This window comes from Paenibacillus sp. MCAF9 (assembly GCF_052114265.1).
Taxonomy (GTDB): Bacteria; Bacillota; Bacilli; order Paenibacillales; family Paenibacillaceae; genus Pristimantibacillus.
The window spans coordinates 278,210-303,279 of record NZ_JBFREL010000006.1; the positions used below are offsets into that span (position 1 = coordinate 278,210).

The following is a 25,070-nucleotide window of genomic DNA, read 5'->3' on the forward strand; positions in this document are numbered from 1 at the left end:
CCCGCACGCTACAATCTGAACGATAATTCCTTATAGACAGAAATGGCGAAGCTGATCATCTGCTGAAGCATGCTGAATAATAATACCCCGATAAAAACAATAATTCCGATGACAACGAGTGTAAGCAGCATCGTCACAACCGTTTTCCCAGCTGAATATTGATGCACTGTCATCGTACCTGTGAACAGCAGCCATGCTGACCAAATCAGGGCAACCCCATCAAGCAAATAATAGAACGAGCTTTCGCTGCCTGTAATTAAATTGCTGTACAGCGTTTGAGGCAAATAAATGATAACTAATGGCATCATCGCATAAGCTGTCGCCATCACAATTTCCTTGAATTTACCCTCACCATCCATCAAGGTCGTTAAGGACCAGTTCGCAACACACCACAGAACAAAAGGCAATACGATAAAAGTTAATTCGTTCAAGCTGTTCAATTGGCTTGGGTTGTTGAAATTGACGACGAAGCCGCTGTATTGCCGCTTAATAATGGTGAAGATGACAAGCAGAAACACAATGCCGAAAGCGAGCTTGAGCCTGCCCTTCTGCTCGTATTTCATTTCCCAGAAGCCATTAAAGGGATGCATCATCGTATAGAAAGGATTTTTGATAATGCCGAACTCCTGAAAGTGCTGGCCATTCACCTTTCTCCGATTCCACTTCAAAAGGGTAAAACCAAGTACAACAGCTAGTGCAACAACGAGAACAATAGTGCCAAAATGCGCCAGCACGATGCTTTTTCGATAACCCTTAAAGGCTTCGGAGTAATACTCCCTGTTGTTCCCAAGCTTGAAATAAGACATTGCCTCATGATATTCGCCTTTTTTGAGCAGAGATTTGCCGATGCCTAAATAGGCTACCTCCACATTTCCGTTTAGCTGAAGCACCTTCTCCCAAGCAGCTGTGGATTGCTCTGTTTTGCCATGATAAAGTGAAATAACGGCTTCCCTAATCAAGCTGCCATAGCGGGTTGGCTCAAATGCTGTCAACCGTCCGTTATCTTTATCCAGCACAAGTATATGATCATCCATAATTTCAATGGCAGAGGGGGTACGGAAATTCTCCTGCTTGCTTCCTAACCCTCCAAACACGTACAGCAGATTTCCATCCTTGTCGTAAGTAAATATCCGTCCCCGCTTAGAATCAAGCGCGGAATACATGCCAGCTTGATCCGCAGCCACATCGATGAATATGGAGCTGCCCGGATTGGTCCCCGTCTTCAGAGTGCCAATATCACCCTTGGGCGGAAAATAACCCTTGCTCCGCAAAATATCAGCTCCCGATGGATTCAGCCGTTTGATCGGCCGGTTCGAATCCTCTTCTGAGGTTGAGGTGTAGATGAACCCGTCCTCATCAAGATCGAGATTGTTAAATTCAAGCGGTATGAACTGCTCCATTTGCTGTCTCTGTGCTTTGGTCGATATCCGTTTCCAGAACAGATCAATCGGGCTGAACTTTACTCGGTTCGTTCCAATAAAGCCGATAAACTGCCCTTCATCGTCAAACTCCATCATTCCTTCGTAAGACCCGCGGCTAACGACTAATATTCGCTTCGCTTTATCAACGGCCACCTTAATTGGCGCGTACTGAAACCCTGGCCGCAGCAGCGTTGATTTAGGCTCGCCTATTGCTCGTATGAACTTACCCGCAGTATCAAATACGACAAGTCTTCGGTTGAGTGTATCTGCCACATAGATGAGACCATCGTTTGTGCCAAATACTCCCTCCGGCTTATTCAGCGCATCTTCTTTTCCTTCATTATCAAATTTGGAAATGACCAGTTCTTCTTGAAATTCCTTGTTCAATATTATGATTCGGTTATTGCCCGTATCCGCAATGTATATTCGCTCATCCTTGCCAACGAACATATCCATTGGCGAAGCAAGACGCCCACTGCTCCAGTTGTCACCGTAAATGACTTGCTCCATTTTGTATGCATTCGGCGAGGGCACAGCATCTCCCCAATAGGAATACTGATAGGTATCTATTGCGGCTTCTGCAACAGGAGCGGCCGCACCGATCATGAGCGATGCGATAAATAACGCGGCGATGATTCTCTTCATCCGTTGCTTCCCTCCTGTTATTCCTTCAAGCCCGATGTAGACATGGTTTGAATAATATTGCTCTGCGTTACGATAAATACGGTGATCGGTACAAGCATCATCAGCAGTGTTACCGCAGCTACCGGTCCTGTTCTAACAAGTCCTCCGCTCGCGATTTGACCAAAAACGTAATCTACCGTTTTTAATTGCTCGCTGTAAATATATTTGTGGCTCGTTACCGACCCATTTGTCCATAAGCTTTGCAAGGAGAAAATAATTAACGTCAGCCAAGCTGGCTTAACGATCGGCATAATAATTTGCCAATAAATTCGGTATTCACTCGCTCCGTCAATTTTGGCTGCTTCTAGCAGAGCATCCGGGATTTGCTCCATGAATTGCTTCATGAGATACAATCCTAGAGTCATGCCGAAAGCAGGCAGCAAGATCGCCCAATACGTATTAATCAGACCAAGCCACGATATGATCATGTAGTTCGGCACTTGTGTAACGTAGGCGGTAAACATAAGAGAGAGTACAACGAGCGAGAACAACACTCGTTTCCCCGGAAATTTAAGCTTGGCAAGAGGGTAAGCCGCTGCCGAAGCAAAAATGACATGCCCCACGGTGCCCACGATAGCAATGAAAAAAGTATTGAATACGTATCTTGAGAAGGGCACCCACGAATCACTGAATATACCAAGCAAATCTCTAAAATTTTTGAAAGTAGGATTTCGAACGAACAGCTTTGGAGGAAAGGAGAAAATTTCATCCAACGGCTTAAATGCATTGCTGATCGTGAACACAAGCGGCAATGCCATAAAACAAGCGACGCCGCCAAGCAGCAGAAACAGCAGTATATCGACTGACAAGGAACGATTCAGCCTCTTTGACACTTTAAAAGATCGTTTCATCCCTCTACTCACCCACTTTTCCGAGCAGCTTCTGCGTTAAGAGATTTGTAAGGAGCATGATACTGAACAATACCGTGGCAATCGCCGACGCATAGCCCATCTCATACCGAATGGAGCCGTAATCAACCAAATGGGTAACAATGGTGTGTGCTGCGTAATCCACACTTGGGAAACCGATCATATAGATGGAGATCTCTGCAATGGAGAACGCCAACGTAATTTGGATAACCGCGCCAAACATCAGCTGGGGGCGCATAGCAGGCAGTGTTATGAACCATAATTCCTGCCAGCGGTTGCGAATGCCGTCAATGCTTCCCGCTTCGTACAGGGTACGATCTACATTTTGCAGCCCTGCGATAAAGGCTAGAAAGGATGTGCCGAGACTTAGCCATAGCTGAACGAGAATGAGAATGCCCAGCACATACCTCGTATCTTGCAGCCACTGAATCGGCTCCATAATGAAGCCCCACTTCATTAGAAAGGAGTTCGCATAACCATAAGAGTCGCTTGCGAACAATAGCTGCCAAATCAAATAGGTATTGCCCGCAATCGATGGCGCATACAAGACGAGCGTAAGAAAAGCTCTTATCTTCGGCCTTAGCTCGTTAATAAGCCATGCAAACAAGAAGCACGCCAAGTAACTAATCGGCCCCGTAATGGCCGCGAACAAAAACGTGTTTTTTACCGCAATCAGAAAAATATCGTCTTGAACGAGTAATCTTGAATAGTTTTGCCAGCCAATCCACCTAGGCTTCTCAAGAAAATTAAAATTCGTAAAGCTGAGCAGCAGCGATAATAGCACAGGGAGTACAGTAAATGTGCAGAAAATAATAAAGTATGGTGCCAGCAGCACATAAGCGTGTTTACTTTTTTTCATTTCAACAAACATGCGCGTTAATTTTGGCTTCAGCTCTTTCCCATGAGCTAGAATACGTGAATCGCCTTTCCCCCTCGTTACGGGGCGGGCTGCTAACTGCTGTTTCATTTAAGCCCCTCGTTTCTAATAAGGAAGATTAAATTCCTTGCGCTTTAATGTAATTTCCTCATTCATCGCCCTTACATATTTGTCCATCGTTTCACGCGGATCTTCTCCTTGAACGACAACACGGCGGAATGCATTATCGATGTTTCTGCCTGTCAAATATCCACCCGGAACCTCTGGTATGCCCTTAACCCATTTCATTTGCTCCTGCAGCATTTGAAAATCCTTCGTTGGCCAAGGAAGTGAAGCTAACGCTTCCATATTTGCCGTTGGGTATCTGGCAGCAGCACCCATTCGAATTTCCATTTGTCTGCCAAAAGCAACCTGCGTATCTTTGCCTGTCCACCATTTCAAGAAGGTCCACGCCTCTTCTTTGTTTTTCGCTTGCTTGAACATAATCGATGCCGAGCCTCCGCTGCCTACCTCGCGGTGTAAGGAACCATCCACAGCAGCAACGCCTGGAACAGGCGCAAATGACCACAGCCCTTTGATCTCAGGCGCAAAAACAGTCAGCTTGTTATACATCGTATAATCGACGATACCGATTGGCATTTCGCCTGTTCGGAAGCGGTTTGCGAAATCAGCTGCGATTGGAATTTTATAATTGACATAAAAATCGGTCCACTTCTTAAACTCCGAAATCGATGTCTCTGAATCCAAATCACTCGATTTACCACCGTCCTTATAAAACTGGCCGCCTTGCTGAAGCAGAAACATCGCAAATGCAGGATTGGGCGGAAGCGTCATGATATTCGTCGTTGCAAGCTCATTACCAATGGAATCAAGCGGTTTTTGCGGTAAACCAAACTGCAAGTTATGCTTCTGGAGCGTAGGCAGCATATCATAGACATCCTGCCACGTTTCCGGCACTTCCAAATGCAGCTCATCCTCCAATATATCTTTTCGGAAAAACATCATTGGAAACGTTTGCTGCTCAGGCAATGCGTAATAGCTTCCTTTATATTCATAAGGCACCATGGCGCTTGCCAGAAACTGCTGCTGAACTTCCGGATAATCTGGAAACGCAGATAAATCCTGAAGAGCGCTGCGGCTCGCGTAATTCATCGGCAAGTCGTTGCCAACCTGCAAAGCAACATCCGGCCCTTTCCCCGAGACAGTTGACGGTAGAAGCACATCCGCGCTTACGAGTTTTAAATTCACATGTATGCCCGTCGTACTCGTAAAACGATCATCTATCAAGCGTTTAATGACTTGTGCTTGGTCACGAGCCGATGTTACCCATACAGTAACGCTTTGCTTCGTCTCTTCTTCATCCGAGAAATCATCGTAGTTTTCACTAAAGGATGCTGCGAACGATTTGATCCCAGTTAACATCTTTGCCCATCTGGTTGCTTCGGGCTTCGGCAGCTTTGCTTCTGGCGAGCTAACGATCAAATAATCCAAAGCAAGCGGCTGTTCATTAATCGTAAGCATCCATGAGCCAAGCGCGCCAACATTCGTCTTAAATGCTTCGATCCGTGATGGCACGGATTCCGGGCGGCCCGCCATGTCCTTAAGCTGATACGCTAGTCTATTAATAATCGCTGTTCGGTCATTTCCACTCTCAGATGGTCCTTCCATACTGCTCGCAATACTATAAAGCAGCTTGCTTTGTTTCTCAAACACTTCAATCATTTCAGGGATGCGCTGTTCCAGATTGTAATCACGAAAGGTATCCGGAACAGTACCTGTATAGCTGATGATTTGGCGATACATGGCATTTAGCTCAAGAATGCTCGTTTCCACCGATCGCAAAATTGGCGCCAGCTCGCCCAAAGTCACTTCCATCCGTAACCGATGCTTGCCTTTAGTGAGATGGAATAAATAAGGCTCATCTTTGCTCGTTCCCAAAACATTCATTTGCCAAGAATGGTTATATGGAAACTGAACCTCTTTCAACTCCTTAAAGGGCAGCTTCCCATCTATATAAATGGAGCGCAGCGCAGACATGCCATTCAAATAGTTTTGACGGTTTTTCAAAGCGATTTGATAGAGCCCTTCTTGCTCTACTTCAATTTCCCATTCAATCCATTGTCCCGGCATTCTCCATGCCCATCCACCCATTGCATTATTGCGAAGCTTTGATACATGGTAAGGTTCGACCGCGGGAGAAGAACGATCATTATAAGGCAGCAAGCTTGGCGTAGATTTGTATAAAGCTTGCTCTGCTTGAAGCTTGATCGAAACGTCTGCAGCCTGCTTTAGCCCATCTTCTTTATACTTGCTGGCAACCTCTGCATATGTAGGAGCAATTTCCGGTGCAGACAGCTTCAACCAATCGATGAGGAGCGGCTCTTTAACCGAAGTCAGCGTCAGTGTATGCTGGCCTCTCGAGAAATAAAATAAAAAAGGCTCTTCATAAAAGCCCGTGTTATCTTTAATTAAGCTTTCCTGCCACATATGCTCTTCGATTTGGTTAGGCAGCAGATCATTTCCCCTCGCATCGCGATCGAAGCGTTGCTTCTCGTTTTTCCATATTCGATTGAAGGTTATGCTTCTAGCTTCATTAAATGGCGATTGCCCATCCACTAACAGCTCCCGTTCAATATCTGAATCCTTGCCCGGCTCGCTATAAAAATATATACCGAGATTGTATAGTCCTTCTTGCTTAACCTCGAATGCCCAGGAAATCGCACCTGAATCTTTCGTGAGAACCGCTTGCCCCTCGTTGCCCGCTCTATTCTCAACGATAGAAACTTCCATTCCCTTAACTTCGCTGTAGCTCTCCCCTTCGATTACAATCGTATCGTTAGCAGCCAGTTGAATAGGATCATATTTAGACAAGTATTCGTCATAACCACCCTTTTCATATGGCGCATCTAAAGCCGTCGAATGGGTATTCCGATTGCTTGCCGATGTTCCTTCAGCAGTAACCGTGCCATTTAGTGCGGACTCCTGAAAAAACAAGGAGACACAAACAGCTAGTGACAGAAGCAATAACGAAATGACTTTAACGCTTGGTCGCCGCATCGTTTCCCCCTCCTCCCTAGCAGGCTCTCTATTAAAATAGGAGCCTGCCGAGAGTTTTTGACAAAATTTTATTTGTTGTCTTGAAGCAATTTGTTCATGTTCGCTTCAAACTGCGGTTTGATTTTGTCAACTGCAGTGGACGGCGATACTTTGCCTTCTGTAATTTCTTTGACGACACCTTCAAAGAGCTTCTCGCCATCTGGAATGCCATAGTAGGAGATATACTCAATGTTGTCGGCCATCTGTTTCCGAGTATCGAGCGACTCTTTACTAGGGTAAGAAGTTTCCCATGACTCATTGGCTAGCTTTCTGCCCTCTTCATGAAGACTAATCTCATCAAGAATTTTCACAGCAACCTCAGCATTTTTCGAATATTTAGCTACCATGAACATATTGCCAAACGGTGTGTAGGAAACATAGCGATCAGCCTTAGGGCCTTTCGGGAAGAAAACATAACCAAGTTGTTGATCCTTCATACTATCGACAAACGTGCCAAGCTCCCAGCTGAATCCTGCATAGATAACGCCTTTGCCAGCGATGAATTCTTTCGCTGCATCCTCAGGAACCGGCTGCATGATCGATTTATCAGTGTTGTAGAGATCAGAAATGAATTGCAAGGACTCAATCGCATTTTCACTGTTCATAGCGAATTTGTATTCTCCACTTGCATCCTTGTCCAGAGCCCCGTTGTTCGTGTAGACCATCTGCTCTGCAAATGCTTTAACTTTACCATAAGCGCCGGTTACGCCAAATACATCTGTTTTTCCATCGCCGTCTGTATCCTTCGTAGCGGTTTTTGCAAATTCACGGAATTTATCCCATGTCCATTCGCCTTTTTGTTGAAGCTCGTATGGATCCTCTAGGCCAAGCTTCTGAACGAGCGTTTTGTTATAAAACATGCCGTACGGAGAAGGAGCTGAATCCGTCATCCCGTATTGCTTGCCGTCATAACTTCCTCCAACCTTCATCCAGCTAATATATTTCGGATCATTCAAATCCAAAAATTCATCAACTGGCTGAATGAACTGTTTGTTCACAAGCTGTGGAAACGCCCAGAAAAGCTCGATCCGAACGATATCCGCAAACGGTGTGCCTGAGAGAGAAGTCGTCGTAAAATTTTCAATATACTTTCCATAGTCGCCGAACTTTACAAATTCAATTTTGCCGTTATATTTTTTCTCCGCAGCTTCAATCAATTTGATTTGTGCTTCTTCTGCGGGACCTTTTTCTTCTACTAATCTTGGATCTGCTCCGTCGTACCAAACGCCGATTTTAATCGTCTGCCCTTTTAAATCGTATTTGTTCTCTTCCGGCGCCACAGTCGCTTCTGTTGTTGGTTCAGCATTTGTCGGAGAAACTGCATTCGTTTCTTTCCCTTGATTGCTGTTAGCACCATTTTTTCCGGAGCATCCTACAATTGAAACCATGAGTATTAATGCAATGACTGCAAACGAGCGTAATTTTAGCTTTTTCATTTAAAATCCCCCATCATTCATATTGGATTGAAATTTTAAAAAGACATGATTACGAAACGCTTTAACCAAGCTCTAGACAGAAATACCGAGCAGCCCTCCTTAACGGCATAATAAAACCAGTTATAAAGCGCTTACATTCTTCGCAAGCAAAAATAACCGATATATCCATTGTTGTACAATCGGTTCGTTCTCAAGGTGCATCACTTCAATTACAAACCGACTTGGCTATGTAATTAGATATACCTTTTAGCCTGCTTACAAAAGTTATTATAATCGCAATACTATTTTTTGTAAACAATGAATATACTTAATATAGTAAAATACATTATTGATTATACCAAATAAAAAAGCTGGCCATTATGGCCAGCTTTTTACATTAAAATGAATGACGCAGAATAATAGATTGCCTATACCGATTTGACCGAGGCTTGATCATCTACCGTCTGCATGCCAATGGACTCTCTTTCTACCACACGAACGGGAACCTGTAATTTTTGCGGTGAAAAATCAGCTCGTTCAATTCGATTAACGATTAATTCAGCCGCTTTACGGCCTATTTCGTTATAATCTTGGGCTACGGTCGTAAGCGGAACCTCTACATGCTGCGCAATGATATGATCGTCGAAGCCGGCAATTGAAAGCTGTCCTGGAACTTGCAATCCCATTTCAATCGCGTTTTTAAGAAGATCGACGGCAAGGTGATCATGCTCAACTTGAATCGCTGTTACCCCAGCCTGAATCAGCGAAGCAATCATTGATTTATAGAAGGTTTTGCTATTTGTTTCATCTACTTGTCTATAGAAATCCGAAACGATTAAGTCAGGATCAATCGGAATTTTGTAATCCTTCAGCGCATTGCAGTAGCCTTGATACCGGTCGCGCACCGAACTGCGAAATTCGATGCTGATGCTGGAAACAAAAGCAATTCGCTCATGGCCAAACTCAAGCAGCTGCTTCGCGATCTCATAACCGCCTTCAAAGTTATTTGAAGTAACGCTCGTAATCGGAATGCCTTCAAAGTACTGATCAATCGTCACAATCGGGTAGTCGTTCCAATAAATAGCATTGATCAAATCAATATTGCTAATGGTGCTGATCGGATACAATATGATGCCGCTTGAACCGTTCTTAGGAATTCGAACGAGCAGCTCCTTCTCTTTGTCCCTGCTCCAATTGCTGTTATGAATGCTTAAATAATAACCTTTATCGTCCAAATAGTCCGATGCTCCGGTTATATAGTCCGATTCATGTGTCGCCATATAAGGAAGAATCATTGAAATAATCCGATTGGCATTTGAGGTGCCTGTATCGGATTCGATATAAATCTCTTGTTTTTTGACGAAGCTCCCGCTTCCGCGTTTTCTGTATATTAGGCCTTCCCGTTCCAGCTCGATTAATGCGCGCTTCGATGTAATGCGGCTAACCCCTGACTTCTCCGCCAATTCCACTTCTGTTGGAAGTTGTTGATCAGGCAAATATTCTCCCGATTTTATCTTTTCCTTGAGATCCTCAAGAATGACCATATACAAAGGTTTGTTTTCGGACTGCATGCTCATTCACTTCCAGTCTATCCGTAATGCATTTCTTGTATTGATTATACCAAATCAATTCTTTATAATGCAAATTAAATATACCAACTTCATTGGAGTATACCTGCAGTTTTTAGGAGAGGATGATCATAATTATGAATTCAGACTGGACAACACAGGTTCTAGAAAAATTTGCCTACAAAAGGAGCCTAGCCAGCTTGCGTGAAGAGCAGCTATTCAGCGTTTTTCAGCAGCCCTTAAGCGCGGATGAGCAGTTTGCGCTGCAATTTTTATATGCCTACATGCCTCTAAATGACTTAGCTGATTATAATGGTGAACTTTTTCTTAGCCATGTACGGGCTTCCCTTGCTATTCGGAATAAAGTGCCATGGGGCAGCACAGTGTCCGATCATTTATTTTACCACTTTGTTCTCCCATATCGGGTCAATAACGAGAACATCGAAGATATTCGAAGCTTGCTGTTTAATGAATTGTTCGAGCGCGTTCGAGGTCTGTCCATGGAAGATGCCATTTTGGAGACTAACTACTGGTGCCATGAAAAAGCTACCTACATAGGAAACGACCAGCGCACCGTATCTCCTTTAACCATTATCCGTACCACTCTCGGACGCTGCGGAGAGCAGTCCACACTTGCAGTTGCTGCACTCCGCAGCATCGGAATTCCTGCAAGGCAGTGCTATACACCACGCTGGGCCCATTGTGATTCCAATCATGCTTGGGTGGAAGCTTGGGCTGATGGTCGATGGCGTTTTCTCGGTGCTTGCGAGCCAGAAGCAAAGTTAGACCAAGGCTGGTTTAGCGCCCCTGCAAAAAGAGCTATGCTCGTTAATACGAGAGTTCCCTCCAACTATGCAGGCCCCGAGGAAATTACGCTGCAGCATCCTTGGTATACCGAAATTAATTTACTAGACAACTATGCCGTAAACAAGACCATTACGATCAAAGTACTTAATCAAGCTGGTTCCCCATCTAGTGCTAAGGTACACTTCCAGCTGTATAATTACGCCGAGTTTTCTACTATTGTGACAAAGACGACAGATCAATCCGGGCAAGTTACACTTACAACTGGACTTGGCAGCTTATATATACATGCTGTTGGCGAAGAAGGCTGGGGCTCTATACTTATCCATACGGGAGACGCGAACGAATTTACAATGGTTATGAGCAAAGAGGAAGTTCGAGGCGGCATTTCGGATATTGAGATGATCCCCCCGCCATCTGTGGACAGCAAGCTGACTTCAGCCGCCACTGAGCAGGAGAAACAGAAAAATAGTGAGCGAATTCAAGAGGGTTCCCAAATTCGTGCTGCATATGAAGCCACATTTGTTAGCTTGGAGCAGTCTTCTCAGCTAGCTGATCAGCTCTCCCTAAATGGAGATCGGGTATGGAATGTCCTTCAAAAAGCTAGAGGCAACAGCCATGAGATTTATGCTTTTTTACAAAATCAATCCCCTTTGCATGGAGAATGGCCGCTTTTGCTGCTGGAATCACTTCATGAAAAGGATTTGACAGATACGTTTCAAATCTCGTTAGATGATCATCTACTTGGTTTTTTGCCGCTGATTGAAAGTCAGGATACCGATTTAGATAAATCTTTTACCAGCAAGTATCTTCTTTGTCCGCGTATACATTATGAGATGATTGCACCCTACAAGCATCGTTTCCAAGAGCATTACTCTGAGGCAGAAAAGGAGCTGTATCGCGGTCAACCTGAGGCCATGTACGAGCGGCTTGCCGGTGAATTTGATATTATCGAAGGCATGAATCATTATAACGGCTCTGCCACGCCGCTAGGCAGCTTTGAATTACAAAAAGGCGATCGGCTTTGCTTCCACATTCTTCTAATCGCGACAGCAAGAAGCATAGGAATACCAGCTCGCCTTGAACCAACTGATTTAAGGCCGCAATACTTTATGCTAAGCCATTGGACTGACTTTTGTTCGGAGGGCACCTCAGCGCCAGCTCTAGGTTTTGTTCATTTCATCAAAGACATAGCAGCAGATGTAGAAGAAGCTGCCTATTTCCATAACTTCACGATTGCGCGCTTTACGAAGGGCATGTATCACACACAGATGCTCCCCTTTGGCAAAAAGGACGTATTCGACGCGCCAATCGAATTGGTATGCGGACAATATCGGTTAATAACCGGAACAAGACTTCCAAATGGTACTGTAAAGGTCCGGCTTGCTTATTTTGACATCTCTCCATCAGCTACAACAAAATTGACATTGAGCTTCCGCAGCAAGGATATGGAAATTCCAATACTAGCCTCACTCTCTGTTGATGCCATGGATAAGGAGTTATTCTATCCAAAGATTAGCATGAAAGCAGCCGTTCAGCCGCGCGGCGCAGTCATCGCTTGGATCGAGCCAGACCGTGAGCCTTCAAAACATCTGCTGAGAGAGCTTCGAGAGCTGGCTCCTGCATTTGAGGCATGGAATGGCCAAGTCATATTGACAGCGGGTGAAGATAAGCTGACCGCATCCTTCTCATTAGAACAAGATGCTGCCTTGCCCCGAAACGCTTCTTTCCACCTTGACCAGTCATACGCTGGCCTTAACCTCTTCCAGCCCTTGATCGTGCCGAAGAGGATGGAACAGTTTCCCATCCTGTTTGTCTTGGATAATATAGGACGAATCCGATACATGTCAGAGGGATACAAGCTCGGAACCGGCAAAGAAGCGCTGGATGCCATTCATGCGATTGCTAATTCTCATCAGGAAAAAGATTAAGCCGATCCTCGGATGCTGGTGTGTAGCTATATGTACGGCTTAGCTTCACTACTCGGCGATTTGGTCTGCGAATAACGACAGAGGACTCGTCCCATGCTACAACGATACCTTTAACGTCATTTGCTTCGATTGCATCTCTTACAACTCTTATCGTCTCACCGCTTACGCGATATTGATCCAATTGCTCTTCACTTATCATTGCAATTCCTCCTGCTTCTATTCTAACCCGTATGATTATTGAAAAACCTCAATGGATGCTTACGCATCACATTGAGGTTTACTTCAAAATATAAATAATAATAAGGTTTAACTTATACTTATATCATTCTTTACGTTAACCTGCATGCTCTTTCGCGTCATTCGTTTCATACCACTCATCCAGCACGCGTGATGACATCACCCGTTTGCCGATATATTCGCCTTGACGGTCAGTGAATTGCTCCCGCCATTCAATAGACAATTCGTCGCAAAGCTTCACGATAGTGAGCAGCTCTGACCACGCGACATAACGTTTGTACCAGAAAAATTGCGGATGCTCAATCATATAAGGATATAAATCATCAAATTCCGTATGTTTACAATCTAGTGCACGCTCAAAGTGGACTTTAGCATCGCTTAGCTTTGTATACATAAACTCTGCAGACATTTCCCCCATAGTATGTGCCTCCCCTCGATCACTTCTGTACCATTATAAGCGATAATGCCGGATGCGAAAAGAACATTTGTACTGGAACTTATTACTCAAATTTAATTTCACCGTTATCAAGCGAAGAAATGCGAACGAGCGGCTCCACACGAATTCCTTGTTCCCGCAATGTTCTTCCTCCAGCTTGAAATGACTTCTCGACAACGACGCCAAGTCCAACTAAAGCTGCTCCCGAGCGCTGAATAATTTTTATCAATCCACGCGCTGCATCGCCGTTGGCAATAATGTCATCAATAAAGAGTACCCGATCTTCAGCCGTTAGAAACTGTTTGGACACCATAATATCAGTCACCATTCCCTTTGTAAAGGAAGGAACACGTTCCACATATGCATCCGGATCAGCAATTAATGTCTTCTTGCGGCGAGCGAAAACGAGCGGTACTCCTAGAGTATATGCGGTTGCAAAGGCAGCGGGTATTCCCGACGACTCCACCGTTATCACCTTCGTAATTTGCTCCTCCGCGAAGCGTCTTGCAAACTCTTGTCCCATTTCCATTGTCAATGCTGGGTCGACCTGGTGGTTGATCAAAGCATCCATCCGCAGTACATTGCTAGACAATACGGATGATTCTGCTAAAATACGTTGTTTTAAACTTTCCATCTTTCATTACCTCCACCAAAATCCTTTTTGATACCGTACCATAGGTCAGGCAAAAAGTGCAACCCTATTGAAGGGATCGTTTTTAATCCCAAAAAAATCTAGCGAATTCGAGCGAGAAATTTCATATCTACAGTAAAATAGAGAAACTTTTACCACATTTTACACGTCTAATTTAATAACATAACTTTTGAACGAATTTAGCTGAACATTTATAAATATGGTTCATTATACCGATGATATTTCCTATAGGGAAAGGAGTGTAAACCTTGAAAACCAATCGATTATTTACGAAAAAAGCAGCTATGCTCGCGGCAACTTCAACGCTTGCCTTATTGCTTGCCAGCTGCCAGAGCGCATCGACGACAACGCCAGATACTTACACGGATGACACAGCTCCTCTTCCGACCAAGCAGACGAGCAAGCCTAACAGCCCTCAAAACTCTTACTCTGAGCTAACGGAAAATGAGATTCAAATGGACGAGCCTCATGTGAACAAAGTGGATACGAGCAGCAATACAAACGCTGAAACCTCAGCAGTCAGCAAGTCAGAGAATCCCAAAGCGCCGGTAAAAACCGAAAGTGAAGATGCTTTGTGGCAAGCAGACGCGCCTCTTCTCCACGGCGTAGCAATTGGCGATACCCATGCTTCGGTTGTTAAGCAGTTTGGCAATCCGCAAGACAGCTACAAGCTTGAGGAAGAGACGGATCCTGTTACCGTGCTTGAATATGATGGATTTGCAGTTGGAATCAATGCTAAGAAAAAAACGCAATTTATTGAGCTTTTTGAAAAAAACATTCAAGCCGGCCTAAGCGGCCTGCAAATTGGCGACAATCCGGAAGCTGCATTGCTTGCACTTGGCAAGCCTGAGAAGCAAACCGCCTATTTGCTCACTTACAAAGCAAACAAAGCGCTGCTAAAGCTGGATCTTGACCCCGAGCATAACGAAATCATTTCCATTAAGCTTCTCGCTATCAGCTAGACAGAATTTAGCATGCGTGACTAATGTAAAGAGCAAACCAAGGCTGCCATTGAAGGAAATACACCACAGCACTACCGCCGCTGCTAGAATTAAGGCCCTCTCTGCTTCTAAATATCCCGTAGAAAATCGTAATATTTTGAAAAAAGTCATGCCTGTCCCCGTTTGGACATACCTTCTAATTATAGAGGGTTATCGAACGGAGGACGGTAGACGATGTGGAAACGTACTGGGAAGGTATTGCAAATCGCTTCAACTTACATGGGAACAATCGTGGGGGCCGGTTTTGCCACCGGCCAAGAAATACTTCAGTTTTTTACCCGCTTCGGTTACTGGGGTACGGTCACGATTGTTATATCTACCATTTTGTTCATTTGGCTAGGCACCAAGATGATGCTCATTGCAAGTGAAATTAGAGCAAAGTCGTACGAAGACTTAAATAAAGCATTGTTCGGCGACAAATATGGACGACTTATCAGCCACTTTATGTTAGTCGTACTCCTTGGCGTAACCGCTGTTATGCTCGCAGGTGCCGGCACCATATTTTATGAGCATTGGAATATTTCTTATCAATCAGGTCTGCTTATTACGATTGCCGCTTGTTATTTTTTGCTGCGCAAAGGAATGAATGCTATTCTGACGGTCAATGCGATCGTCGTCCCTGTTATGCTGCTGTTCACTGTACTCATCATCATCAATACATTTCAAACGCCAGGCGCAGACAAGTTCATTACTTTATCAAGCGACCATTCCATCTGGGCCGCTTGGGCTTCACCTTTTTTATATACCGCCTTCAACCTCTCGATGTCGCAAGCTGTGCTTGTGCCGCTGGGAGCAGAAATCCGTGACCGCAAGGTCATTATTGCTGGCTCATGGGTCGGAGGAATCGGAATTGGGTTCATGCTGCTGGCTGGTCACATCGCGCTTTCCGTTCATATGCCAGGCATTCAACAATTCGCAATACCGATGGGCGGGATTGCTCGGCAGCTAGGGCCTAGCGTACAGTTTATTTACGTTTTCATTATTTTCGCTGAAATCTTCACGACACTCATTGCAGACATTTACGGCCTCACCCTTCAGCTTCATGAGCGTTTGAAATGGGCTCGGAGCTTGATTGTACTTCTTATCCTCGCGATTTGTTATGTAGCCAGCCAAATCGGATTTGGTCCGCTGCTGTCAACTCTTTATCCGTTATTCGGCTTGGTCAGCTTGGGCTGGCTCATCTTAATTATCCGCAAACGTGTTACTACTCATTAGAGAGCATTTGGCTGCTTGCAACCATCAAATTTGTACGAGTAACGCACCCTCGCAATGCTCAAGCATTGCGTCTCGAACATGCTCATGACAAGTCATAACGATAATTTGCCTTTCACTCGATAAGGATGCGAGCAGCTTGGTTACTGCATGCAGCCTGCCTTTGTCGAAATTAACAAACACATCATCCAGCATAAGAGGAAGCTTCGATCCACTTGTTGCTTCCTCCGCCAAAGCAAGGCGCATCGCCAAATAAACCTGCTCCGCTGTTCCTCTGCTTAACATTCCGCTGTCGATGAGACGGTGCTCCGCTGTTTCCAGCCTGATTCCCGGTTCGCCTGGCGTTGTAAGTACCCGAATATATTTGCCATCTGTCAGCTCCATCATATAACGCGACGCATTGCGAAGCACGACAGGCTGACGCTCTTCTTCATAAACACGTTTTGTTCGGCTAATTAATGCTGCGCTAATAGAAAGGACCGCATACCGCTCTGCATCCTTCTCGATCTGGGCAACCGTCATCGCTTTATCAGAAAGCAGCCTTTGATGCTCCTCTTCCTGCAAAAGATGGTCTAGCGACTGCCGCACTCTCCCCCGCTTTTCAAGCTGCTCCTGCTTTTGCCGCTCCAGCTCTTTCAGCTCCGTCTGCGACTCCAAATGCAGCTGCTGCAGCTGCTCTTCATCATAGCTGCCAAACAAATGCTCGAGCTCGGAAATTCTCTCCGCTGACATGCCAGCCGTTATTTCCAACGCAAGCTTTGAAAGTTCAAGCTCAAGCGCTGTCCATATGCTATGATGCGAAATGGCAAGCTCATATTGGGCTTCACTTGATAGACCAGCCGCTTCCACTGTTTTCAACACTTGGCTCTCTAGCTTAAGCTGCCGGGATTCAGCAGCCTGCTGCGCCATTTGCAGCTCGTCACGGCGCGCAATAATAGCGCGCGCTTCTTGTTTGGCTGCAGCATGGCGGCGAATTTCGGCATGCAGCAGGCGCAGCGCGAGGGCTGGATCAGCTGCAACCGCTGCGGCCGCTTCCTTGAAATGCCCGCACAGCTTCGCTGCTTGCGCAGCGAAAGCAGCCAGCTGTTTGCCTGCGGCGGCTTGTTTCGCCGACAGCCGGTCATAATGCTGCAGCCGCTGCAAAGCTTGCTCGGCAAGCTCGAATGCTTCGAGCGCAGCGGCCGGCGACATTCCCGCCGGCAGTGAGCGAGCTGCAAGCCAGTCAGCCCACTGATGGGCGATGGCTTGCCTTGCTTGTGCAGCAGCGGCGGCAGCCTCGCTGCGTCCTGCAGCGTGCGCGCGCAGCCGCTCTAGGCGGCGGGCGAGCTCGCTGCTATGGTCGATGAGGCGCTCGCTGCGCTGCAGCGCCTCGAGACGGGCTTCGACTGCGGCGCGCAGCTGTGTGCGCGCTTGTTCCGCTGCGAGCAGATGCTCTGGCGAGCTGTAATGCTTTGCCGCAAGCAGGGCAGCCGCTGCCTCTTGCGGATTATGTACAATCATCTCTAAAGCTTGATGCACTCGTTTCTCTCGTTCATTAAGCTCCGTACCGGTGAGCGCAGCTGCTCCGCTGCGCCCTCGCGAACGTCCGCGTCCACGCAGCTGATCACTGCTCTCGCCTGCTGCTGCATTCCCAGCACCGCGACTCCGCAGCAGCGCCATAACAACAAACGCAAGCGCCGCTCCCGCCAGCGCCAGCGCAGCAATACCTGCACCGCGCCCTGCTCCGCCAAGCGCGGCAGCTCCAAGCGCCAGCGCGGCTCCGCCCGCTCCTGCCGCCGCAGCCCACCAAGGGCCGGCTCCGCCTCGGCCCGAAGCTGCCGCGCCGCGGCCAGCCGACTCGCTCTCGCTTGCGGCTGCAGCGGCTCCGGCAGAGCGCGCCCGCTCGAGCTCCCACTCGCGCAGCGCGCTATCGAGGGCGTTCCACGCCCCCTTCAGCGCATCTCGCGTGCGCGGCAGCACCTCAAATCCGGTGCTGCCCTCCTGCTCGCTGCGCTCCTTCTCCCGTGCGGCGGCTGACCTCGCCTCCTCCAAAGCGATAGACGCTTCCTGCTCCTGCTGCTTAAGCGTCTCAAGCTCAGCCGCGAATCGCTCCTCTCCTCGCGCGTGCTCCAGCTCCTGCTGCCTGGCGCTGCGCACAAAGTCACGATCGGCTATCGTAACGTGAAGCTCCCTCAGTTGACGCTCTGTCCATTCCGGCGCGATGCTGGTAACGAGCCTCGCAATCATCTCATCATGCTCGCGAAGCTCTGATTCCAGCTCTATGCTGTCCTGCTTCAGCTGGCGCATACTCTCAGCTGCCTGAAGCAGAGCTTCCGTCTCATCTCCAATACGGAGAAGCTGCTCATCATAACTTATTGCTTCAAGCTGCAGCTCCAGCAGCAGCGCTTTCTGCCTTTGCTTCTCCGCTTCTTCGCGCAGCTCAGCTCTTTGCCTTTGCAGCTCGTCCCATTCCTTCTCCGCATGCGGCGAGAGCTCTGCAGCGTAAGCGACTTGCTCGCGCTCAATCATCAGCTGCTGCTTGCGAATCCACAATGGCCTAGTCGTGCAAGCTTTATGAAGCAGCATTTGCCTTGCTTCCTTTGCTGGCAGCCCCAATTCCAGCTGCTGCAAGAATGCATCCAGCTCGCCCGTCTGCTGCGTCAACTGATTGTAGGAGACAATGGCATCTGCGCGCTTGCGAAGCTGCGCATCTATTTGCTCAAGCGTTTTCAAATGCTGATTAATTTGTTGATTAGCTCCGCGTGGCTTAAAGAGAAGGTCCATTTCCTGTGCTAAACGCTTCTCAGCTGCTGCTATCGATTTTCCGTTGTCCCACCCTGCTTGATACAAATATTGTCCAAGCTCTTCTCCCGACAACGCGCCGATTTCTTGCAGTTCAGTCAGCGTAATAGCGAACAATTGTCGATACAGCTTTTCGCTAATGCCTCCTAAAAACTGCCGTTCCCATTCCGTTTGTGTGAGTGCTGCTTCTTCGAGTGAATTATCTGCTGCAGCAATGACGCTAATGAATGGATCATTTAACAATTCGTCATTGCCAGCTGCAAGGCTTAGAGCGCGCAGCTTAAGCTTGCCTAATCCGTCAGCCGCGTACCGCTCAACAACGTAGGCTTCATCTTCTGCACTTTGAAAAAACATCCGACCGCCATGCTTGCCGCCATTCACCGGTTCTTGCCGCTCATTCGACTGTCCGCGTTTGGCAAAACCAAAAAGCATCGATCGAATAAAGCCGAACATCGTGCTTTTTCCCGCTTCATTTGGACCATATACGATAATGACCGCCGCATCGAGCGGTATTTGCTTCCTATATAGCTGTCCGAAACCGTCAATTTCAGCCTTCAAAAGCTTCATGCTTCCTGTCATCTCCTATAGGCTTTTGCAGATACAAGCTGCACTCGCCCTATCATCATCCGCCACGTTCATGATCATGAAGCAAACCAAGCGTCAGCTCGCGCGCTTGCTCTAGCCAGCGCTCGGGAGGCTCGTCCCATTGGTTAAACATAAGTCTGCCAAGCTTCGCATGCCCTGCTGCAGGGCTCACAGCATTTTTGGCAAAATCCTGCCATAACTTCTCATCCTCCGTTAATGCTGCGCTAAATCGAACGAGCTCTCCGGTAAAGCTGTCTTCCACCGCCAGCTCCTCCCATTTGATCGCAGCCCCTGTATTCACCTCTAGGCCATGCACGAAGATCCATGGTTCAGCAGACGATATCGCCCTGCCCTCCTGCAACTGCTCAAGCAGCGTTCGAACAATCGCTGGCTCCGAGAGCTTCTGATGCAGCAGCCCGCGACCTGTCAAACAAAGTCGAAGCATAACCGAGCGGCCTTCCGCTTCAGCTAATATTGTGTCAAGTAGACCTTCCAATTGCTGCAAAAGCTCCTGTTCTGTACTCAGCTCAGAGATGGAGCAGTCATACTCGTGCCACCTGACTTCATCCAGCGGCAAAAAGGTCAGCTCTACCGCTCTTGCAGCGTTTACCTCCACCAAGTAACAGCCCTTAGCCCCTACTTCACGCGGATTTCTTCCTTGTGTGTTGCCTGCGTATACGACATGAGGGTATTCATGCAGCACCCTTCGTTTATGAATATGGCCTAGCGCCCAATAATCGAAGCCCTTGCCCCCGATAAGCTCGCCCAGCGAGCATGGCGCATACGGGTCATGCGTTCCATCGCCATCAACATTTCCGTGGAGCAGCGCGATATGAAAGGGCGCTTCTTGCTGTATTTGATAAGCCGCAGCTATATTTTCCGAGACGACGCGTTTTCCGTATGACCTGCCGTAAACAAATGCAGCCAGCTCACCGTTAGTACGGTAAGCCGGCCGATATTCCATTTGATCCGCTCCAAATATATGCACGTTTGCCGGCAGTTCTAAGTCTGCTCGCTCGCCATTTAACGGGTCATGATTTCCATGGATCACATATACGGATATTCCGTGCTCCTGCAGCTTTTGCCACTCTCGTACGAGCATGAGCTGTGCCCTGAGCGAACGGTCTGCTTCATCGAACAAATCGCCAGCCAGCACGATAAAATCCACCTGCTCGCGTATGGCGGTCTGCGTTAGCTGACGCAGCGCTGCAAAGGTGGACTCGCTGAGCACCTCTCTCACCTGATCCGGAGCCTTCGCAAGCCCTCGGAAAGGGCTGTCTAAATGCAAATCTGCTGCATGGATAAATCGAAAAGGTACCGACATTTTATAACCGCCTATTCCGATAGAATGAGCCGTTATTCCGGCTTCATATGAATATAAACTTTTTTCAGCTGTGCAATCACTCGTTGAAGTGAATATACCTTTTTGGCTTTATCCGAACCAGACCTTGCCAGATGATAACGATAAGTGGGATCGGTTACGACCTTCTCCAGCGCATCAGCAAGAGCTGTCGCATCTTCCGGCGGTACTAACAATCCATTAACGCCATCTTCGATTTGCTCGGCAATGCCTCCTACATTCGTGCCGACAAGCGCAAGCGAGCATAAAGCAGCTTCTGCGAACACAGAGCCGAAGGCCTCAGCGCGTGAAGGCAATACAAATACATCAAAAAACGGCATAAACTCTTCCGGATGCAGCATATAGCCGTAAAAGATAATATCATCATACAAATCAAGCTCAACTGCTAATGCTTCAAGCTCCTCGCGAATCGGTCCATCGCCAATGATATGAAGAACAAACGGATGACCCTTCTGTTTAAGCTCTGCGCATGCGCGCAGCAGAACATCAAGTCCTTTGGCAGGGACAAGCCTGCACACCGTAATGAGCTGCGTTACCGCATTCTCGTGGGATATCGGTTTAAATCGTTTCTCGTCAAAACCATTTGGAATAACCTTTATTTTCTCTGGATGCTTGATATGAGGAGCGATATAGGTACGGAAGGACTCGGAAACGGTCAGCAATTGATCCGCCTTCGCTTCCAGCTCGCCATAAAGACTCATAAGAAATCGGTGTTCAGGTCCACCCTCTTTAATCTTGCCGTTTAGAATAAGCTCCCGTTCATAGCTGGAATGGATCGTCATCGCAAGCGGAGTATCTGGAAATAGCTGCTTCATGACAAGCCCAGCAATGGGATGATGCGCATGTATAATATCGTATGGCTTTTTGATGCGCATCTTTGTCCACCATACGTAATCTTTATACGTTTGAATATATTTATCGACCATTACATTTCCGCTGTAGATCGTGTGATCAAAGGTTTCGAATGTCACTTCTTCCTGCCCTTTGCTTCTTACCCGCTTAGGCAGAGAGAACAATTCCATTTGCCAACCAAACTTAATGAACCTATCTTGAATATACGGGATCATGGAAGAAACTCCGCCCGGCTGCTCCGGTGGAAAAAATAACGCTTGTAAAATATTCATGTGTCCCATCCTTTCAACGTAAAACCTGTATTCCAACTATTCGTTCACCGTAAAACATGATATATTAGAACATATGTTTCTGTAAAGCTATTGAAACTAATACTAGATAACGGTGGGTAACTCATGACTCTTACACAATGGCTTTCAGGCCCAAATGGACAACTGCTCTCTTCATCGGCGGTCATCGTCATTCTGATCTTAATGCTCTTCATGTCGGTTCGGCTTTATGTAAGCTACCGCAACAAACGAATTTATCGCTTGCTCATTACAGCCATCCCAATCATTATTATTAAGCAATGCCTGCTCGTCGTGCTCGCTTATCCAGGCTGGTCATTATCACCATTTCTACATTTAGCCTTTACCATACTTCAAATCCTATCTTTTATTATTATAAACTTTGTTTTCATGAAATTATATACTCATCGAACGGCACAGCTTAAAGTCATTCCCTTTATCATTATGAGTATGATGACATTCGTTATTGCAGGCATACAATTTGCGATTATGCCCAATTCAATGGACACGGTCGTTCATGCGCAAGCTTTTACATATCCCGCACTCGATTTCTATGGTTTGATCGTTATTTTCATGATTATGCTTGATACAAGAAGCGCCCATATGAGCTCCAAATATTACGCGAGCTTAATCGTTTTTTTTGCAAGCGAGCTTGCTAGGCTGTCGAATGCCTATGTATTTCATGGCTCATTGACTTGGTTGCTGACGATTAGCCAGCTGCTGCCAATCGTATATTATACCCTGTTGTTTATTCTCTTGTTCGAGTGGGTAATCGAAAGGTTGATGTTTACCTATCAATCGTCAATTATGGATGGCTTGACTGGATTGTATAATCGGCGCCATTTCTATTCAAAGGCGGAGCAGCTGCTGCTGAGCAGCAAGCCGATGGCTATTATTTTTTGCGATATCGACAACTTTAAGAAATTGAATGATACCCATGGCCACCATAAAGCCGATGGCGTACTGAAGCAGGTTTCCGAGATTATTAAGGAAGAATCGAGCGGCATCGGATCAGCTGGCCGTTATGGCGGAGAAGAGCTGCTAAGCTGCATTAGCACGGAGCGAGTGAAACCTGAAATTGTAGCTGAATCCATTCGGCGCAGAGTCGAGCAGGAAACGATGGTTACGATAAGCGTCGGCTTCAGCACCTCCAAAGAAAGCAAGGCTGTTCAAGAAATGATTAAGCAGGCTGACGAAGCGATGTACTATTCCAAAACGACGGGCAAAAATAAAGTAACCCCGTTCAAATCATCAGCTGCTTCCAAAAAATCAAAAGCATAAACAATGAAAAGGCACTGATCATGAGGCTTATAGCCTTGATGGTCAGTGCCTTTTTTTGCTTGCTTCAGAGAAATGCGTACATGCTCATTATCAGTCTAATGATTACCATTTAAAACAGCTGGCCTGCCTTCTCGCTGTACTTACAGCTGACTGCCAAGCCCTCTCGTTATCGCTTCGCCGCAGTTGGCTTCTCTAATGAATAAAGCTCGTCTTCCAGCGTTTGCATCCGCTCAAGTACCGTTTGGCGTGCATCTTTAATCGCATGATTATAAACATGCGGCCCAACCGCTTGTATCATAAAATCAAGCAGCTGCTCCGCCGCAATCGATCCAAGCGTCTCCGAACGCTCCAGCTCGAAATACTGCTGAATGCTAGCAATCAACTGCTCCTTCTGCTCTTTTGGCAGCTTCAACATTAACATTTTATTACCCCTCCAATTGTCCTTTTAGAATGGTCACTGCTTGTCCTTGCAAATACACTCGCTCGCCTTCCGGCCTTACCTTCACAATCCCGCCGCGCTCCGATGCCTGATAGCCAGTTAACTCCTGCTTGCGGAGCCTCTTCGCCCAATATGGCGCGAGCGCGCAGTGAGCCGAACCCGTTACGGGGTCTTCATCGATCCCTGTGCCAGGAAAAAATGCCCGAGATTCAAAGTCATACGCAGCATTTGTTGAACGGCTTGTAACGATAATTCCGCGGGCGCTCAGACGGGCAAGCATCCCAAAGTCAGGCCGCAGCGTACGCAGTGTATCCTCACTGTCTAGCTCAACAAAGTAGTCCATTCGATTGCGGCCAACATATCTCGGAATGAGACCCAGACCCTGAATGAGCTCCTCAGGTGCAACAGCTGCTTCCGGCGGCTCGGAAGGGAAATTCATCTCCATCCAGTCCCCTTTATGCACAGCGGTCAATAACCCGCTATTCGTCATAAATCGTGCCGTTTCGTGCTGTGGCAGTCTTCCTGTTTCCCATAATATATGTGCTGTCGCAAGCGTAGCATGTCCACATAAATCAATCTCAGCAATCGGTGTGAACCATCTTAACTCATAATGCTCTGCTCCCTGCTTAATAAATGCCGTCTCTGAGAGATTCATTTCCGCTGCCACCTGCTGCATCCAGCGTTCAGACTGAGGCTCGTCTACAATGCAAACAGCGGCAGGATTGCCTTTGAATTTTTCATTCGTAAATGCATCTACAATATATAACGCATAATTCATTTTTCCAACATTCCTTTCTTAATCCATGTCACGCCAAACAACGAAAGTACAGCGCCATATAAGAGATGACCAAGCAACCACCAAATCAGCGCTTGTACATCGCCAGTTGCTGGAGTACGCTCTGATAGCTGTGTAAGTGGAATCCACGTACAGCATGCGACTGCTATACTCATGCCAAGGCTTAGTCCTATCGGGGCTCTCCAAAGCGACAACAGGGATAAATAAATAATACCGAGTGGAAGTGCAACAACCATATGAAGGATAAATTCAAGCGTCTCCGTTCGTTTATAAGGCAGCCATTCTATGAAATCAATATTAAGAAGCAATACATATACCGCTGATCCGGTAAGGTGCTCAAGCAGCTTCATCGTAAAGCCTAACACGATTCCACTCACAGCACCAGCCGCAATACCAGCAATAACTAGCTTGCTGGCATACTGCCGAAACGAGTGCTTATTCCCATCTCTCATAGCTGACATTTGAAATCCTCTTCTCTGAATCTGC

At 46.8% G+C, this 25,070-nt stretch carries 19 protein-coding genes; 4 read left to right on the forward strand and 15 right to left on the reverse strand.

What is annotated here, in order from left to right; genetic code table 11:
- Window positions 1-8: 8 nt before the first annotated feature.
- From AB4Z45_RS13495 to AB4Z45_RS13520, 6 genes are all read right to left on the reverse strand, one after another.
- Window positions 9-2,066 (reverse strand): YIP1 family protein, encoded by a 2,058-nt coding sequence (locus AB4Z45_RS13495; protein WP_441909822.1) that lies wholly within the window; start codon window positions 2,064-2,066, stop codon window positions 9-11.
- A gap of 17 nt (window positions 2,067-2,083) precedes the next feature.
- Window positions 2,084-2,956, reverse strand: coding sequence for a carbohydrate ABC transporter permease (locus AB4Z45_RS13500; RefSeq protein ID WP_076270040.1), 873 nt, complete (start codon window positions 2,954-2,956; stop codon window positions 2,084-2,086).
- 4 nt (window positions 2,957-2,960) lie between these two features.
- Complete coding sequence (locus AB4Z45_RS13505) at window positions 2,961-3,845, reverse strand: carbohydrate ABC transporter permease (RefSeq protein ID WP_256711010.1); 885 nt, start codon at window positions 3,843-3,845, stop codon at window positions 2,961-2,963.
- Between the two features lie 111 nt (window positions 3,846-3,956).
- Window positions 3,957-6,908: an extracellular solute-binding protein gene (locus tag AB4Z45_RS13510; protein ID WP_441909824.1), complete on the reverse strand. Its 2,952-nt coding sequence runs from the start codon at window positions 6,906-6,908 to the stop codon at window positions 3,957-3,959.
- 68 nt (window positions 6,909-6,976) lie between these two features.
- Window positions 6,977-8,383, reverse strand: a complete 1,407-nt coding sequence (locus AB4Z45_RS13515; RefSeq protein ID WP_339208572.1) for an ABC transporter substrate-binding protein — start codon at window positions 8,381-8,383, stop codon at window positions 6,977-6,979.
- Window positions 8,384-8,790: 407 nt separating this feature from the next.
- Window positions 8,791-9,933 (reverse strand): GntR family transcriptional regulator, encoded by a 1,143-nt coding sequence (locus tag AB4Z45_RS13520; RefSeq protein WP_441909825.1) that lies wholly within the window; start codon window positions 9,931-9,933, stop codon window positions 8,791-8,793.
- Between the two features lie 134 nt (window positions 9,934-10,067).
- On the opposite strand from AB4Z45_RS13520, the gene AB4Z45_RS13525 reads away from it, so the two are divergent.
- Window positions 10,068-12,665 carry a transglutaminase domain-containing protein gene (locus AB4Z45_RS13525; RefSeq protein WP_441909826.1) on the forward strand — a complete coding sequence of 866 codons (2,598 nt, stop codon included), beginning with the start codon at window positions 10,068-10,070 and terminating at the stop codon, window positions 12,663-12,665.
- Here AB4Z45_RS13525 and AB4Z45_RS13530 read toward each other — a convergent pair.
- The 3 genes from AB4Z45_RS13530 to AB4Z45_RS13540 all read right to left on the reverse strand — a co-directional run bounded on the left by AB4Z45_RS13530 (window position 12,640) and on the right by AB4Z45_RS13540 (window position 13,972).
- Window positions 12,640-12,864: a hypothetical protein gene (locus AB4Z45_RS13530; RefSeq protein ID WP_076270045.1), complete on the reverse strand. Its 225-nt coding sequence runs from the start codon at window positions 12,862-12,864 to the stop codon at window positions 12,640-12,642. The genes AB4Z45_RS13525 and AB4Z45_RS13530 overlap by 26 nt on opposite strands.
- A gap of 135 nt (window positions 12,865-12,999) precedes the next feature.
- Entirely contained in the window at window positions 13,000-13,320 is a 321-nt protein-coding gene (locus AB4Z45_RS13535) for a hypothetical protein (protein WP_076270046.1), read from the reverse strand.
- 82 nt (window positions 13,321-13,402) lie between these two features.
- On the reverse strand, window positions 13,403-13,972 hold the full coding sequence (locus AB4Z45_RS13540; RefSeq protein ID WP_076270047.1) for a xanthine phosphoribosyltransferase: 570 nt from the start codon (window positions 13,970-13,972) through the stop codon (window positions 13,403-13,405).
- A gap of 266 nt (window positions 13,973-14,238) precedes the next feature.
- Between AB4Z45_RS13540 and AB4Z45_RS13545 the strand changes: the two genes are divergently transcribed.
- The gene (locus AB4Z45_RS13545; protein ID WP_441909828.1) at window positions 14,239-14,952 is read left to right on the forward strand and encodes a hypothetical protein; all 714 of its coding nucleotides are present in this window, start codon (window positions 14,239-14,241) and stop codon (window positions 14,950-14,952) included.
- A gap of 213 nt (window positions 14,953-15,165) precedes the next feature.
- Complete coding sequence (locus AB4Z45_RS13550) at window positions 15,166-16,206, forward strand: YkvI family membrane protein (protein ID WP_441909830.1); 1,041 nt, start codon at window positions 15,166-15,168, stop codon at window positions 16,204-16,206.
- Window positions 16,207-16,230: 24 nt separating this feature from the next.
- Here the strand turns inward: AB4Z45_RS13550 and AB4Z45_RS13555 are convergent, their stop codons facing one another.
- From AB4Z45_RS13555 to AB4Z45_RS13565, 3 genes are read right to left on the reverse strand one after another with little or no spacing between them, the layout of a single operon-like run.
- Window positions 16,231-19,551 carry an AAA family ATPase gene (locus AB4Z45_RS13555; RefSeq protein ID WP_441909832.1) on the reverse strand — a complete coding sequence of 1,107 codons (3,321 nt, stop codon included), beginning with the start codon at window positions 19,549-19,551 and terminating at the stop codon, window positions 16,231-16,233.
- A 55-nt stretch (window positions 19,552-19,606) separates the two neighbouring features.
- Entirely contained in the window at window positions 19,607-20,893 is a 1,287-nt protein-coding gene (locus AB4Z45_RS13560; RefSeq protein WP_441909833.1) for a metallophosphoesterase family protein, read from the reverse strand.
- A gap of 32 nt (window positions 20,894-20,925) precedes the next feature.
- Window positions 20,926-22,053 (reverse strand): glycosyltransferase family 4 protein, encoded by a 1,128-nt coding sequence (locus tag AB4Z45_RS13565; protein ID WP_339208561.1) that lies wholly within the window; start codon window positions 22,051-22,053, stop codon window positions 20,926-20,928.
- A 123-nt stretch (window positions 22,054-22,176) separates the two neighbouring features.
- Here AB4Z45_RS13565 and AB4Z45_RS13570 point away from each other — a divergent pair, with 123 nt between their 5' ends.
- Window positions 22,177-23,349, forward strand: coding sequence for a diguanylate cyclase (locus AB4Z45_RS13570; protein WP_441909835.1), 1,173 nt, complete (start codon window positions 22,177-22,179; stop codon window positions 23,347-23,349).
- Window positions 23,350-23,515: 166 nt separating this feature from the next.
- Here AB4Z45_RS13570 and AB4Z45_RS13575 read toward each other — a convergent pair whose 3' ends face one another.
- From AB4Z45_RS13575 to AB4Z45_RS13585, 3 genes are read right to left on the reverse strand one after another with little or no spacing between them, the layout of a single operon-like run.
- Entirely contained in the window at window positions 23,516-23,770 is a 255-nt protein-coding gene (locus AB4Z45_RS13575; protein WP_076270054.1) for a DUF2164 domain-containing protein, read from the reverse strand.
- A gap of 4 nt (window positions 23,771-23,774) precedes the next feature.
- Window positions 23,775-24,566 carry a PhzF family phenazine biosynthesis protein gene (locus tag AB4Z45_RS13580; protein ID WP_441909836.1) on the reverse strand — a complete coding sequence of 264 codons (792 nt, stop codon included), beginning with the start codon at window positions 24,564-24,566 and terminating at the stop codon, window positions 23,775-23,777.
- Complete coding sequence (locus AB4Z45_RS13585; RefSeq protein ID WP_441909838.1) at window positions 24,563-25,045, reverse strand: hypothetical protein; 483 nt, start codon at window positions 25,043-25,045, stop codon at window positions 24,563-24,565. Before AB4Z45_RS13585 ends, AB4Z45_RS13580 begins: the two co-directional genes overlap by 4 nt.
- Window positions 25,046-25,070 lie beyond the last annotated feature (25 nt).